This is a genomic window from Polaromonas sp. (genome assembly GCF_031411155.1).
Classification (GTDB): domain Bacteria; phylum Pseudomonadota; class Gammaproteobacteria; order Burkholderiales; family Burkholderiaceae_C; genus Polaromonas.
Genome location: NZ_JANOAL010000309.1, coordinates 1 through 13,788, shown reverse-complemented (window position 1 = coordinate 13,788; position 13,788 = coordinate 1). Strand labels below are relative to the sequence as shown.

11 protein-coding genes and 2 pseudogenes are annotated in these 13,788 nt (G+C 62.6%); 1 reads left to right on the top strand and 12 read right to left on the bottom strand.

Annotated features, from left to right (window positions below; translation table 11 throughout):
- The 10 genes and pseudogenes from RMO23_RS18285 to RMO23_RS18240 all read right to left on the bottom strand — a co-directional run.
- A pseudogene (locus RMO23_RS18285) lies at nt 1-289 on the bottom strand (cytochrome C); the annotation flags it as partial.
- Entirely contained in the window at nt 276-1,601 is a 1,326-nt protein-coding gene (gene soxC, locus RMO23_RS18280) for a sulfite dehydrogenase (RefSeq protein ID WP_309684291.1), read from the bottom strand. The pseudogene RMO23_RS18285 and the gene soxC, both read right to left, overlap by 14 nt.
- A gap of 17 nt (nt 1,602-1,618) precedes the next feature.
- Nucleotides 1,619-2,020: a metalloregulator ArsR/SmtB family transcription factor gene (locus RMO23_RS18275; RefSeq protein WP_309684289.1), complete on the bottom strand. Its 402-nt coding sequence runs from the start codon at nt 2,018-2,020 to the stop codon at nt 1,619-1,621.
- A gap of 438 nt (nt 2,021-2,458) precedes the next feature.
- Nucleotides 2,459-3,241 carry an enoyl-CoA hydratase-related protein gene (locus RMO23_RS18270; protein ID WP_309684287.1) on the bottom strand — a complete coding sequence of 261 codons (783 nt, stop codon included), beginning with the start codon at nt 3,239-3,241 and terminating at the stop codon, nt 2,459-2,461.
- Complete coding sequence (locus tag RMO23_RS18265) at nt 3,238-4,050, bottom strand: crotonase/enoyl-CoA hydratase family protein (protein ID WP_309684285.1); 813 nt, start codon at nt 4,048-4,050, stop codon at nt 3,238-3,240. Before RMO23_RS18265 ends, RMO23_RS18270 begins: the two co-directional genes overlap by 4 nt.
- A 21-nt stretch (nt 4,051-4,071) precedes the next feature.
- Nucleotides 4,072-5,277 carry a 3-oxoadipyl-CoA thiolase gene (gene pcaF, locus RMO23_RS18260; RefSeq protein ID WP_309684282.1) on the bottom strand — a complete coding sequence of 402 codons (1,206 nt, stop codon included), beginning with the start codon at nt 5,275-5,277 and terminating at the stop codon, nt 4,072-4,074.
- 8 nt (nt 5,278-5,285) lie between these two features.
- Complete coding sequence (locus tag RMO23_RS18255) at nt 5,286-6,128, bottom strand: amidohydrolase family protein (protein WP_309684280.1); 843 nt, start codon at nt 6,126-6,128, stop codon at nt 5,286-5,288.
- 28 nt (nt 6,129-6,156) lie between these two features.
- The gene (locus RMO23_RS18250) at nt 6,157-7,815 is read right to left on the bottom strand and encodes an AMP-binding protein (protein ID WP_309684278.1); all 1,659 of its coding nucleotides are present in this window, start codon (nt 7,813-7,815) and stop codon (nt 6,157-6,159) included.
- Nucleotides 7,816-7,832: 17 nt separating this feature from the next.
- A complete protein-coding gene (locus tag RMO23_RS18245; protein ID WP_309684275.1) occupies nt 7,833-8,594 on the bottom strand; it encodes an SDR family oxidoreductase in 762 nt (253 codons plus the stop codon).
- A 52-nt stretch (nt 8,595-8,646) separates the two neighbouring features.
- Complete coding sequence (locus RMO23_RS18240) at nt 8,647-9,552, bottom strand: tripartite tricarboxylate transporter substrate binding protein (RefSeq protein WP_309684273.1); 906 nt, start codon at nt 9,550-9,552, stop codon at nt 8,647-8,649.
- 273 nt (nt 9,553-9,825) lie between these two features.
- Here RMO23_RS18240 and RMO23_RS18235 point away from each other — a divergent pair, with 273 nt between their 5' ends.
- On the top strand, nt 9,826-10,716 hold the full coding sequence (locus tag RMO23_RS18235) for a LysR substrate-binding domain-containing protein (protein WP_309684271.1): 891 nt from the start codon (nt 9,826-9,828) through the stop codon (nt 10,714-10,716).
- 69 nt (nt 10,717-10,785) lie between these two features.
- Here RMO23_RS18235 and RMO23_RS18230 read toward each other — a convergent pair.
- Nucleotides 10,786-12,726, bottom strand: a pseudogene (locus tag RMO23_RS18230) (propionate--CoA ligase); the annotation flags it as partial.
- 14 nt (nt 12,727-12,740) lie between these two features.
- Entirely contained in the window at nt 12,741-13,718 is a 978-nt protein-coding gene (locus RMO23_RS18225; RefSeq protein WP_309684269.1) for an MDR family oxidoreductase, read from the bottom strand.
- Nucleotides 13,719-13,788: the final 70 nt, after the last annotated feature.

Genomic DNA, 13,788 nt, shown 5'->3' with positions numbered 1-13,788 from the left:
CATCGGAGGCCTCGGCAAAGCTGCCGTGGCAGGAGGCGCATTGGGCTTCCCACAACACCTCGCCCTGGCGCACCGAGCCCTGGCCTTTGGGCAGGCCCTTGAAGTCGGGCCGCACGTCAATGTCCCAGGCGCTGATTTCCGCCGGCGTGGCGCTGCGGCCTATGCCAACACCTGCCATGGCCGGCTGCTTTTTACTTGGCAAGGTCTGCGCATGGCTTACGCCCACACCCAATATCAAGGCACAGGCAAACAGCGGCCAGGCCTGACGCATCGGTTTAAACCTGAACATTTTTCACCTCGCCGTTTTCCTGCAGCAACCACGACTGGATGGCGTTGTTGTGATAAATGCTGCGCGAGGCGCGCACCTTGCGCAATTCGCTGTAGCTGGGCTGGATTTGCCCGGTGTCATCGACCGCGCGGCTCTGGAAAATCGCCGGCTTGCCGTCCCAGACAAAGTCGGCGTGAAAGCGCGTCAGGCATTTGGAAAGCACCGGGGCTTGCAGCCGGGCCGGCCGCCAGTTGCGGCCGCCGTCGGTCGAGACATCGACTTTTTTGATGGCGCCGCGACCGCTCCAGGCCAGCCCGGTGATGTTGTGAAACCCCGGCTGCAGCAGCAGCTGGCCGCCGCTGGGCGAGGTGACGACGCTTTTGACTTCCTGAATGCTGGTGTACTGCCGGTGCGTGCCGTCGGGCAGCAAGTCGACATAGTGAATCGTCTCGTCCTTGCTGGCATAGGGCATGTCGCCGACCTCGATGCGGCGCAGGTACTTGACCCAGCTCACGCCCTGCACGCCCGGCACCACCAGGCGCAGCGGGTAGCCGTTTTCGGGCCGCAGCATTTCGCCGTTCTGGCCATAGGCCACCAGCACCTCGCCGCTCATGACCAGGCTCATGGGAATGGTGCGCGTCATGCCCGAGCCATCGGCGCCTTCGGCCAGCACAAACTTGGCGCGCTGCAGGTCGACGCCGCACAGTTCCAGCAGGCTGCGCAGCGGCACGCCGGTGAACTCGCTGCAGCTGAGCATGCCGTGGGTGTACTGCACGGTGGGCACGGCCGCATTGCCCCACTCCATGCCGGTGTTGGCGCCGCATTCAATGAACAGCATGCGGCTGACCGGCGGGAGGCGCATCAGCTCGTCCATGTTGAAGACCATGGGGCGCTTGAGCATGGACGCATCCGAGCCATTGACCATGAGGCGGTGCCTGGACGGATCAATGTCCCACCAGCCCTGGTGATGGCGCTCAAAATGCAGGCCGCTGGGCGTGATGATGCCGAACAGCCCCTGCAGCGGGCAAAAGCTCACGCTCGACTGGCCGACACGGGTCAGGCCCGGGCTTTCGCGGCGCTGCAGGTTTTTTTCATAAACGCTGGGCAGACCATAGGGGCGTGCGGCCACCGGCTGGCCCAGGCCCTTGCTGTGGGGCGGCAGGTTCAGGATGTTGGGGTCGCCCACCTCCTGCGCATTGGCCTGAACGCTTGCCCCGGCCGCCGCCGCGGCTAGGGCCTGGGCCAGAAAGCCGCGCCGGCCGGCCCGCACATCCTGCAGCTGCGCGGGTGTCAGAAAGTTTTCGGGTGCGCGTTGCAAAAATCGATTGAACATTGAAAACACTTTCCGTCTCAGGCGGTTTTTGCGTCCTGAAGGCTTGCGCGGGGCGACAGGCCCTGGCCCTCGGGCACAGCGTCCGGCTCATCAAGCTCAATGGCGATCTGGGTGCACACACTGCGGCACAGCGCAACGGCTTTTTCGCTCTGCACCCGGTAGAACACCTGCGCGCCCTCCTTGCGCTTGGCCAGAACGCCGGTGCGGTACAGCACCGCCAGATGCTGCGAGAGATTGGGCTGCGTGGTTTCGATCTCGGCCAGCAGCTCGTTGACCGACTTTTCGTGCTCGCACAGGGCGCTCAGCACCCGCAAGCGCATGGGCGTGGCCAGCACGGCAAACAGCTCGGCGGCCAGCTCAAACACCCGGCTGCTTTCAGCGCTCCCAACATTCCCACCAGGCGCGATTATCTGATCCATAAGTCAATCCAAATATAAGTATTTACTGATATCTTGAATGCAAGCGCCCTGCCTCAGCACGGGATTTACCCTTGGGTGCAGCTGCGGGTCACAGGCATGAAGAGGACAATCGCTATCAATTCAGGAGCTGCTTGCGCCCACCCATCATGGGAAAGGCCCATTTCCAAGTTATAAATCGCCTGCAGGCAGCTACCCAGGTCGTCGCTCCTGTGAAACCCCAGCCGCGGGCACGCTGCCCGTCAGATTGGGCATGCGGGTGACTCCTCCTCTTTCCCTCGATGCGTTCAACGGCGACGTCAACAATGCCATACACAGTGGCGCTTGGCATGACGCCCTGCGCGGATGCTCAGGTAGCGGCCAACATCAGTGCGGCGAAGGAAAATTTATTCTTTATTTATTCTTTATTTATTCTTTAACAAGAAGCGTCTCTGAGGCGCCCTAGGCTGTACCGGAAAACCTAGCGGGGCGCTTCTCCAGCCGCGCGCGGATGCCCTCTGTCTTGTCCGGGGTTGCGAACAGCAGCTGGAACGACTTGCGCTCGTGCTGTAGGCCCCGCTCGAGCGTGCTGTTCATGCTCTCAAGCATGGCTTCCTTGATAAAGCGCAGCGCCAGCGCAGGCAGGCCCGCCAATTGAATGGCCAGTAGCAGTGAGCGTTCCTCCACCACGGCATCACCATGAACCTCGCTGACCAAGCCGATTTGCAATGCCTCTGCAGCGCCAATCGGCTGGCCGGTCATCAGCAGCCGTGAGGCATGGAATTTACCCACCGCGCGCGTCAGTCGCTGCGTGGCACCACCGCCCGGCATCAGGCCGATCAGCACCTCGGGCTGACCAAAACGTGCCGATTCTCCGGCCACGATCAGGTCGGCATGCATCGCCAGCTCACAGCCGCCGCCCAGCGCGTGGCCGCGCACGGCGGCAATCACCGGCTTGCGGCAGCTTGCAATCGCGCCCCAGAGCCGGTCCATGTCGCGTCCAATGATGTCCAACGGCGTTGCGTTGACGTATTCATTGAGGTCGGCGCCGGCGCAAAACGCGCGTTCGCTGCCGACAACGATGATGGCGCGCACCGTGTCATCGGCATCCAGCCGCATGAAGGTTTCGGCCAGCGCCTGGCGCAGTTCCAGGTTCAGCGCATTGAGCACTTCAGGGCGGTTGAGCCGCACCAGGGCCACGCCGTCGGCAGGCTGCGATTCGATGAGCACGCCGCTGTCGTTCATAGGGGTCCTGACGAGAACACAGGTGCGCGCTTCTCAAAAAACGCGTTCACGGCTTCATGGTGGTCGGCGGTCTGGTGCGCCAGGCCCTGCACTTTTCCCGCTTCGGTTAGGGCCTGATCCAGGGTCTGCGCCTGCGCCTGGCGCAGCAGCTGCTTGGTCAAGCGCAGCACCTGCGGCGGATTGGCGGCGATGCGGCCGGCCAGTTCCAGCGCTGCGGGCATCAGCGCATCGGGCGCAACGACACGCGACACCAGGCCAATGCGCAGCGCTTCGTCCGCCGTGATCGTGTCGCCGGTCAAGGCCATCTCGGCAGCCCGTGAAGGCCCTACCAGGCGCGGCAGCAGCCAGCAGCCGCCGTCACCGGGAATGATGCCGAGTTTGACGAAACTCTCAGCGAAACGCGCGCCGCTCGAAGCAATGCGGATGTCGCACATGCTCGCCAGATCACACCCCGCGCCCATGGCCGGGCCGTTGACGGCGGCAATGATGGGCACTTCGAGCGTCTGGAATGCGCGTGGAATGCGCTGGATGCCGCGTTGGTAGCCTTGGGCAACCTCCTCCGGGCTGCCGCCGAACATGCCGGTTCTGTCGCGCATCTCGGCTACATTGCCGCCCGAGCAGAAGGCGGTGCCGCTGCCGGTCAGGATGGCGGCGCGGATACCAAGGTCGGCGTTCAGTTCGGCAAAGCAGCTTTCAAAGGCCGCGAACATCGCCTCGCCCGACAGCGCATTTCGGGTCTGCGGGCGGTTCAGGGTCAGGACGGCCACATGCCCGAGGCGCGTCAGCAGAATCGGTAAATCGTCGCTCATGGTGTCTTTCTGTGGTTTTTTTCAAATGCGTTCCAGCGCGACGGCGATGCCCTGGCCGACGCCGATGCACATGGTGCACAGCGCGCGGCGCCCACCCGTGCGGTGCAGTTGGCGCACGGCCGTCAACGCCAGCCGAACGCCCGACATGCCCAGCGGGTGTCCTAGCGCAATGGCACCGCCATGGGGATTGATGTGTTCACCGTCGTCAGGCAGGCCCAGCGCGCGAAGCACGGCAAGACCCTGCGCTGCAAACGCTTCATTCAGTTCAATCACGTCGAAGTCTCTGATCTGCAGGCCGGTTTGCGCCAGCAGTTTCTGGGTGGCCGGTACCGGGCCTATGCCCATGACGCGCGGCGCGACGCCAGCGCTTGCGATACCAATGACCCTGGCGAGTGGCGTCAAACCATGGGTGCGCGCAACGGCTTCGCTGGCTACCAACAAGGCGGCAGCGCCATCGTTAACGCCCGATGCATTGCCGGCGGTGACAGTGCCACCGTCGCGAAAGCTGGCTTTGAGCGCCGCAAGGGACGCCAGCGTCGTGTCGGCGCGCGGGTGTTCGTCGTGTTCAACAACGCGGGGCTCACCCTTTTTGCCGGCGATGGCTACGCCGGTGATTTCTTCGGCGAAGATGCCCGCCAACATGGCTTTGGCCGCACGCTGCTGGCTGCGCAGGGCAAACGCGTCCTGGTCGGCGCGCGAGATGCCATGTTCTTCGGCAACGTTCTCGGCGGTTTCGCCCATGGCGTCCACACCATAAAGGCGTTTCATTGCGGGATTGACGAAGCGCCAGCCAATCGTCGAGTCGTGGATTTCCGCGTGACGCGAAAACGCCGCCGTGGCTTTGGGCATCACCAGCGGGGCGCGACTCATGCTTTCAACGCCGCCCGCAACCGCCAGCCCGAGCTGATTGGTCTGTATGGCGCGCGACACACTAGAAAGCGCCTCAAGGCCTGAACCGCAGAGACGGTTGACGGTCGCAGCCGCCACCGTCTGCGGCAGGCCAGCCAGCAGGACCGACATGCGCGCCACGTTGCGGTTGTCTTCGCCGGCCTGGTTCACACAGCCGTAATAGACCTCTTCGAGCGCTGTCCAGTCAAGGTCTGGATGGCGCTGCATCAACGCCCGCAGCGGCACCGCGCCAAGGTCGTCGGTGCGCACCCCGGAGAGCGCGCCGCCATAACGGCCTATCGGCGTACGAATGCCATCGCAAATAAAAGCATCAGTCATCGTGCGGCTCACAGACCCAGCACGCGCTCGGCGTTACCGTGCATGATCTTTTCCATCACCTCGTCCTTGTAGCCCAGCTCGCGCCATTCGCGCAGGATGCGTTCGTAGGGCAGGCTCGGGTAGTCGCTGCCGAACATGATCTTGTCCTGCAGGCGGCCGCGAATGTCCACCTTGAGGTTGCCCGGAAAGTGCTTGGGCGCCCAGCCCGACATTTCCCAGAAGACATTGCCCTTGTGCAAGGCCACCGCCGTGGTTTCCTCCACCCAGGGCCAGCCGGGGTGCGCCATGATGATCTTGAGCTTCGGGAAATCGGCGGCCAGATCGTCAATCGCCGACGGGTGCGCATGCCGCACGCGCGCGCCGTGGCCGCCGGGCATGCCCGCGCCCATGCCGGTGGTGCCGACATCGATCATCACGGCGGCGCCCAGGGCGTTGATGACCTCGAACAGATCGTAGTGGCGCCGGTCGTTCACGGCGAAGTGCTGCATGATGGGGTGGAAGTGAAAGCCGATGAAGCCCAGTTTCTCAACCGCTTTTTTGGCCTGGCGAATCGCGACCTCGCCCTTGGCGGGCTCTACCGCGCCCCAGCACTGGATCACGCGCTGGGGATGGCGCTTCCACATGTCGTGCACATATTCATTGGTGCACGGCGGCGTGGCCACGGTGGTTTCAAGATCAAGCGCCACCAGGCAGGCATCCACGCCGGCATCGGTGAATTCCTGAATGACTTCGGCTTCGTTTTTGGCAACCCAGTCGCGTTTCCAGTAGGTCGCCAGGGCTTCCGGGTACGGCCCCTGGGCGTCTATCCAGGTCTGGGTTCCGGGGTAGCAATGCAGGTCGATGATTCTCATGATTATTCCTAAATTTATAGCTATGGAGTCAATCGGTGCGGGCGGATTGCTCGCTTGTCAGCTTGTCGGCGACCAGTTCGCCCAGCGCTTTTTTGGAGACCTTGCCAAAGGTGGACACCGGAAAATCGGCCAGCACTTCCAGCCGCTCGGGCAGCTTGAACTTGGCAATTTCCTTGGTCAGCAAAAAGTCCACCAGTTCTTTGAGCGCCAGCGACTGCCCGGCCTTGAGGATGACAAAGGCGCACATCTTCTCGCCCATGTTGGCATCCGGCATCGGCACGCAGGCGACGTTTTGCACGGCGACATGCATGAGGATCAGGTTCTCGACTTCCTCGGCGCTGATCTTTTCGCCGCCCCGGTTGATCAGGTCTTTTTTGCGGCCCTCGACCACATAGTTGCCCGACGGGTGCATGCGCATCAGATCGCCTGAGCGGTAAAAGCCGTCACGGGTGAACTGCCGGGCGTTGTACTCTGGCACGCCGAAGTAGCCGCGCAGGGTATAGGGGCCGCGCACCGTCAGTTCGCCCACTTCGCCCATGGGCACTTCGCGGTCGTCCTCGTCCAGCAGTTTGACTTCGTCGTCCGCGCAGACCGGCCGGCCGCAGGTTTCCAGCTTGACCTCTTCGGAGTCGCCGGCGTGGACAAACATCAGGGTGCCTTCGGACATGCCGAAGTTTTCCTGCACGAACACGCCGGGAATCAGCTGACGAGTCTTGGCCCGCACCTCGGGCTGCATGCGCTGGCCGCCGCTTTGAATGAGCTTCAGGCTGGACAGGTCATAGTCGCTGACGCACGGATCGTTGATCAGCCGGATCAGCAGCGCAGGCACGACCTTCAGGTGGGTGACCCTGTGCTTTTGTATCAGCGCGCACATCTCGGCCGGTCGGGTGTTGGCATGCAGCACCACCGTGGCGCCATTGAACATGAAACCCTGGATGCCGGGACAGGCCAGCGGCAGGTTGTGCGCAATCGGCAGCACCAGCAGCAGGACGGACTCCGCATCGATCTCGCACACCGAGGCGGCCACCTTGGAGTTGTAGGCGTAGTCGTTGCTCGTTCGTGGAATCAGCTTGGGAATGCCGGTGGTTCCGCCGGACAACTGGAAGATGCAAGGGTCGGTAGGGTCAATTTTGATGTCGGCCAGCGCAGACAGCGGCAAGGTCGCGGGCCGGTCAATCAGCTCGCGCAGTGAATGCTCCCCCGCCCGGGGATTGCCCAGCACGATGCGGATGTTAAGCGACGCGTTTTCCGCCTGGATGCGGTCGATGACCGGCGAAAAGCTGAAGTCGCCCGAAGTCTCGGGATAGACGCAGGTGGTGGCGCCCGACAGATTCACGAACTGGCTGATCTCGGCATAGCGGTGGCTCACTAGCGCGGCAATCGGAATCGCGCCCAGCTTTTGCAGGGCAAAGTACAGCAGCACAAACTCATGCACGTTCGGCAGCATCGGCACGATACGGTCCAGCGGCTGGATGCCGATGTCCAGCAGGTTCAGCGCCAGGTTGCTCGTCACCCGGTCCATTTCGGCATAGGTGAATTGGCGCTCACCATCGACCAGCGCGATGCGGTCGGCAAACCGCTGGAAAACAACATCGAATTCCTGGGCCAGCGACTGGTCACGCCAGTAGCCTTTTTCGCGGTAGCGGGCGGTGAACTCGGGAGGAAAGGGAACAAATCCTTGCAACATGGTCAGGCACTCCTGTTTCAGGTGGACATGGTGAAGCCACCATCGATGACGATGACTTCTCCGGTGACGAAACGGTTGGATTCGATGAGGTTGAGCATGGTCTCAGCCACGTCGTTGGCGGTCACGCAGCGCTTGAGCGGTGTGGCCCGGGCGCGCTTGCCCATCAGGTCGGAGTACTTATCGCCCAGCATGCGCTCCATCCAGTCGCCTTCCATCCAGCCCGGCGCGACCGCATTCACCCGGATCTCGGGGCCGAGGTTCCAGGCCAGCGTCTTGGTCAGGTTGACCACGGCCGCCTTGCTGGCGGCATAGGGCAAGGGCTGGGGACCGGGGCGCAGGCCGACGATGCTGGCGGTGTTGACGATCGAGGGATTGGTGCCTTTTCTGAGCAGGGGCACTGCGGCGCGCGCCACCTGAAAGGTACCGCGCACATTTACCGCGAAGGTGCGGTCCCATTCCGCCATGTCCAGGCTTTCCAGATCCTTGACCTTCCAGGTGGCCGTGGTGCCGGCATTGCTGACCAGGGCGTCCAGATGGCCAAAGGCGTCATCGATGGCGGCCATCATGCGGCGCACGGCAGCGTCGTCGCTGACATCGCACTGCAGCAGCAGTGTTTTCGCGCCCAGGGCTTCGGCTTCTGCGGCCGTGGCCTGCGCGGCATTGGCGCTTGATGCGTAGTTGATGGCGACATCGTAGCCAGCGCGGGCCAGGGCCAGTACGGCGCTGCGGCCAATGCCGGTGGCGCCGCCAGTGACGAGGGCTTTTTTGCGTGTAGTCATGGGATTTCCTTTAAAAAATAGTCAGGGTTCTGGGCGAGGTAGTAAAACTTGCTTACTGTGGCTGCAGGCCAAGGTCGGCAACAGCTTTTTTCCAGACCGAGCGTTGCTCTTGGACAAAAGCACCCAGCGCCTTGGGCGTGCCGGGCTTTGGGTAAACGCCGAGATCGGCTAAACGTGCAACCAGGTCGGGGGCTTGAATAACCTTGTTGATGTCGCGATTGACCTGCTCAATCACGCTGACAGGCGTTCCAGTCGGGGCATAAATCGAAAACCACCCGAGGGATTCGAACCCCTTGACCGTCTCGCCCGCTGCAGGAACATTCTCAAAACCGGGCAAGCGATCGTGCGACGTGACAGCCAGCGCACGAAACTTGCCCGCCTTCACGTACTGCGTGAGCGCTGGCAGCCCGTCAACTGTGAAAGCGACCTCATTGGCGAGCAACGCCGTGCTGGCCGCAGCAGAACCGCTGTAAGGCACCGTGAAAATTGAAGTGCCGGTGGCCCGACCCAGCATCTCGCCGGTCAGATGCGGCACTGAATTGGTTTGCGCAGCTGCAAAATTGACCTTGCCAGGCTGGGCTTTGGCGGCCTTGACGAGATCTGCCAGGGTCTTGATATCAGAAGACTGGTTAACGACGATCATCATCGGGCTCGTGCCAATCGCAGCGACCGGAACAAGGTCTGTATCGAGATTGAACTGCGGGTTTTTATACAGCTCCGGCGTCAGCGTGACGACGGCAGCCGGCACGAACCCCAGCGTGTAGCCATCGGCGGGTGAACGCACCAGGGCCGCCATACCGGGAATACCACCTGCGCCTGGCCGGTTGTCGACAAACACGGCTTGGCCCCATGCGGTACCCAAGCGGTCGGCAACCAGGCGTGCAATGACGTCGGGCGCGGCGCCGGCCGGAAACGGCACGATCAGGCGCACTGGTTTGCTGGGCCAGGTCTGCGCCATGGTGGGCGTGCTGAATGCGCCAGCAACTCCAAGCAACGCAGCAAATGCAGCCGCAATGAGATGGGGCCTGCGGGAGCACCCGCAAGCGGACTGACGTGAGTCGGATCTTTTCATGTTGTCTCCTGTCTGTTTTCTCGAAAGTGGTGAATCGGTTTTGTGCCTACCCGAGCCCGAAATTTAAGTTTTTTGACTGATTAACAAAAGATGGCAAAATTTGTTTTGTGATACCCAAAATGCATCTCTCCTTGCACGACTCTTTGTACGGATGAATCCATGAAACTGAATCAGATGCGGGACATGGTGGCGGTAGTTGAGCGTGGCAGCCTGCGCGCTGCGGCGCGTCACCTCAACTTGGCGCAACCGGCGCTGACGCGCAGCATAGGCGCGCTGGAGCGGGAACTGGGCGTGACCCTTTTCGAACGGCAAGCGCGCGGCATGGTGCTGACTTCAGCCGGCAAACTGTTCCACCGGCGAGCCAGCGCGGTAGTCAATGAAGTCAGGCGCGCGCACGAAGACTTTGAACAAACCGGGGGCGACATGCGCGGCTCCATTACCGTCGGCCTGTCCATCATGCCGCACATGGGCATGCTGCCGCAGGCGTTGCCGGTCTACCGGCGCCGCTATCCGCTGGTACGTTTAAAAATTATTGAAGGCCTGTACCCGGCCATGGAGGCCGGCTTGCAGGACGGCAGCATTGACTTTTACCTGGGCGCATCACCCAAGGGCGAGCCCGCTGACGGGTTGGTGGCACAAACGCTGCTGCACAACACGCGTACGGTAATAGGTCGAAAAGGCCACCCGATGGCAGGAGCCAAATCAATCAAGGACCTGGCGAAGATCGAATGGGCGACAACCACGCTGGACTTCAACGCTGAGATGGACCTCAACGAGCTGTTTGCAAAATACAAGATGCCGCCGCCAGTCATCACGCTACAGACGCACTCAGCGCTCTCGGTCATGGTGGCGCTCTCAAGCTGTGACCTGCTGGCCATTCTGCCGGCGCAATGGAATGAATTTTCGCTCACGCGCAATGTGCTGCAGGTCATCAACATCAAGGAAAAATTGCCTGCGCCAGACATCGTCATGATCCGGCGGCCGGACTTGCCGCTGACTCCTGCTGCGGATCACTTCTGCGATCTATTGAAGCGCTACGTGCCCGCCTGAAGAGTCCCGGCGAGTCCGGGCTTTTGTCATCAAGCGGTTAGAACAGATTCCCGCTTCACGCGGTCATGATCACTCGCCGGCGACCCGATCCTTAATCTGCTGCAGCGCTGCGGGATCGTCCATGGTGGTCAAATCCCCGGCATCGCGGCCCTCGCACACCGCCTGAATGGCGCGGCGCAGCAGCTTGCCGCTGCGGGTTTTGGGCAAGGCCGAGACAAAGCGCACGCGCGACGGTCGCGCCACCGCGCCCAGGTCGCCGTCCACCCGCTTCATGATCTCGCCTTCGAGCTTGATGGCGGCCGCGCTGTCCTGCAGCACACCGGAATCTTTCGGCACGACAAAAGCCATGGCCACCTGCCCTTTCAGCGCATCGGCCACGCCCACCACCGCCACCTCGGCCACCTGCGCATGGCCCGAAATGCTCTCTTCAATCTCGCGCGTGCCCAGCCGGTGCCCCGCCACGTTGATCACGTCGTCGGTGCGGCCGAGGATGAAGTAGTAGCCGTCCTCGTCGCGAATGCCCCAGTCAAAGGTGCTGTAAACCAGCTTGCCCGGAATACTCTTCCAGTAGGTGGTGACGAAGCGCTCGTCGTCTTGCCAGATGGTTTGCATGAAGCCCGGCGGCGTCGGGCCTTCGAGCACCACCACGCCCTTTTCGTTGGGCTGCGTCAGCTCTTCGCCGGTGGCTTCATGCAGCAGCTTGACGTTGTAGCCGTACATCGGAATGCCGGGGCTGCCAAACTTGCTGGGCTTTTTCTCCACGCCATTGGCGATGGTCAAGATCGGCCAGCCGCTTTCGGTTTGCCAGTAGTTGTCGATGATGGGCACGTTGAGGCCCTCGCTGATCCAGCGCGCCGTCGGTTCATCGAGCGGCTCGCCGGCCAGGAACAGCGCCCGCAGGCTCGACAGGTCATACTTTTTCAGCAGCGCCGGATCCTGTTTTTTAAGCACCCGCACGGCGGTCGGCGCGCTGAACATCGCCGTCACCTTGTATTTTTCGACCAGGCTCCACCAGATGCCGCCATTGGGCTGGCCGTCCATGCCCTGCGTCGGCAGGCCTTCGTACATGATGGTCGCCATGCCCGCAATCAGCGGTCCATAAACGATGTAACTGTGACCCACCACCCAGCCGATGTCGCTGGTTGAAAAGTAAGTTTCACCGGGCCGGCCATCAAAAATATGCTTCATGCTGGCCGCCAGCGCCACCGCATAGCCGCCGGTGTCGCGCTGCACGCCCTTGGGTTTTCCGGTGGTGCCGCTGGTGTAGATGGTGTAGCTGATGGCGGTCGAGTCCAGCCACTCGCAGGGCACCTGGGTCTTCATGTTGAGCGCTCGCAAATCGTCCCACAGCTGGTCGCGGCCGGGCACCAGCGCCATCGCCGCCAGGCCCCGGTCCACCAGCAGCACCGCTTCGGGTTGGTGGCTGGACAGGCGAATCGCCTCGTCCAGCAGCGGCTTGTACGCCACCACCTTGCCGCCGCGCGAGCCTGCATCGGCGCTCACAATCACCTTGGGCGTGGCGTCTTCAATGCGCGAGGCCAGCGAGCCGCTGGCAAAACCGCCAAACACCACACAGTGAATCGCCCCGATGCGCGCGCAGGCCAGCATGGCAAACGCGGCCTCGGCCATCATGGGCATGTAGATCAGCACGCGGTCGCCTTTTTGCACGCCCAGCGCTTGCAGGCTGGCCGCCATGCGCTGCACCTCCACATGCAATTCGGCATAGCTGTAGGTTTTTTCAATGCCGGTCTCGCTCGACACATAAACCAGCGCCGCCTGGTCGGCCCGGTCTTTCAGGTGCCGGTCCACGGCGTTGTGGCAAAGGTTGGTCAGGCCCCCCTCAAACCACTGCACAAACGGCGGCTTGTCGTAGTTGCAGACCCGGTCAAACGGCTGGTGCCAGTCAATCAGTTTGGCCTGCTCGGTCCAGAAGGCGTCGGGCTGGTCTATGGACTGGCGGTAAAAGTCGGCGTAGCTTGTCATTTCTTGTTTCCAGTTTCTATTTGGGTGTTGTGGGAATGGGCTTAAATTTTGACGACCACGCGGCCACGCACCTTGCCGGCCATCAAGTCGGCGGCTTTTTCAGCAGCGCGGGCCAAGGGCACTTCTTCCACCATGGCTTCGAGCTTGGCCGGGTCCAGGTCGGTTGCCAGCCGGTCCCAGGCCTGCTGGCGCCTGGCCAGCGGCGCCATCACGCTGTCTATGCCCGCCAGCGTCACGCCGCGCAAGATAAAAGGCATCACCGTCGCCGGGAAGTCCGCGCCCTGCGCCAGCCCGCAAGCCGCCACCACGCCGCCGTAGCGGGTTTGCGCGCAGGCATTGGCCAGCGTGTGCGAACCGACCGCATCGACCACCGCCGCCCAGCGTTCTTTTTGCAAAGGCTTGCCCGGCGCAGACAGTTCGGCCCGATCCATCACGCGGCTGGCACCCAACTGCTTCAAATAGGCTTCTTCGCTGGCCTTGCCGGTGGCGGCCACCACGCTGTAGCCGAGCTTGCCGAGCAAGGCCACCGCCACGCTGCCGACGCCGCCGGTGGCGCCGGTCACCAGCACCTCGCCCGCCGCGGGCGTCACGCCATGGCGCTCCAGCGCCAGCACGCACAGCATGGCGGTGTAGCCGGCCGTGCCAATCGCCATCGCCTGGCGCGTGCTGAAGGCCGCCGGCAGCTTCACCAGCCAGTCGCCCTGCAGGCGCGCGCGCCCGGACATCAGCCCCCAGCGCGATTCACCCAGGCCCCAGCCGTTGTGCACAAAACGCTCGCCCGCCTTCCAGTGGGCATGGGTCGATTCCAGCACGCTGCCCGCGCCGTCAATGCCGGCCACCATGGGCCAGTTGCGCACCACCGGCCCGGTGTTGGTGATGGCCAGGCCGTCCTTGTAATTCAGGCTCGAATAGTCGACCTGCACCAGCACGTCGCCAGCGGGCAACTGCGATTCATCGGTATCCACAATGGCGGCCGAAAAGCCGGCGTCGGATTTGCTGAGCTGAAGGGATTTGAACAAGACATGTCTCCGGCAAGTGAGCGCGAGCAAGGGCGCCTGGAAAGCGAATTTGAATTCTTAATTATGAGCA

What these genes read in the sequence shown, in the direction of transcription:
- RMO23_RS18265 (WP_309684285.1), bottom strand. Translation starts at nt 4,050, where the DNA reads ATGAGCGACGATTTACCGATTCTGCTGACGCGCCTCGGGCATGTGGCC.
- pcaF (WP_309684282.1), bottom strand. Translation starts at nt 5,277, where the DNA reads ATGACTGATGCTTTTATTTGCGATGGCATTCGTACGCCGATAGGCCGT.
- RMO23_RS18255 (WP_309684280.1), bottom strand. Translation starts at nt 6,128, where the DNA reads ATGAGAATCATCGACCTGCATTGCTACCCCGGAACCCAGACCTGGATA.
- soxC (WP_309684291.1), bottom strand. Translation starts at nt 1,601, where the DNA reads ATGTTCAATCGATTTTTGCAACGCGCACCCGAAAACTTTCTGACACCC.
- RMO23_RS18245 (WP_309684275.1), bottom strand. Translation starts at nt 8,594, where the DNA reads ATGACTACACGCAAAAAAGCCCTCGTCACTGGCGGCGCCACCGGCATT.
- RMO23_RS18275 (WP_309684289.1), bottom strand. Translation starts at nt 2,020, where the DNA reads ATGGATCAGATAATCGCGCCTGGTGGGAATGTTGGGAGCGCTGAAAGC.
- RMO23_RS18240 (WP_309684273.1), bottom strand. Translation starts at nt 9,552, where the DNA reads ATGGCGCAGACCTGGCCCAGCAAACCAGTGCGCCTGATCGTGCCGTTT.
- RMO23_RS18270 (WP_309684287.1), bottom strand. Translation starts at nt 3,241, where the DNA reads ATGAACGACAGCGGCGTGCTCATCGAATCGCAGCCTGCCGACGGCGTG.
- RMO23_RS18250 (WP_309684278.1), bottom strand. Translation starts at nt 7,815, where the DNA reads ATGTTGCAAGGATTTGTTCCCTTTCCTCCCGAGTTCACCGCCCGCTAC.
- RMO23_RS18235 (WP_309684271.1), top strand. Translation starts at nt 9,826, where the DNA reads ATGAAACTGAATCAGATGCGGGACATGGTGGCGGTAGTTGAGCGTGGC.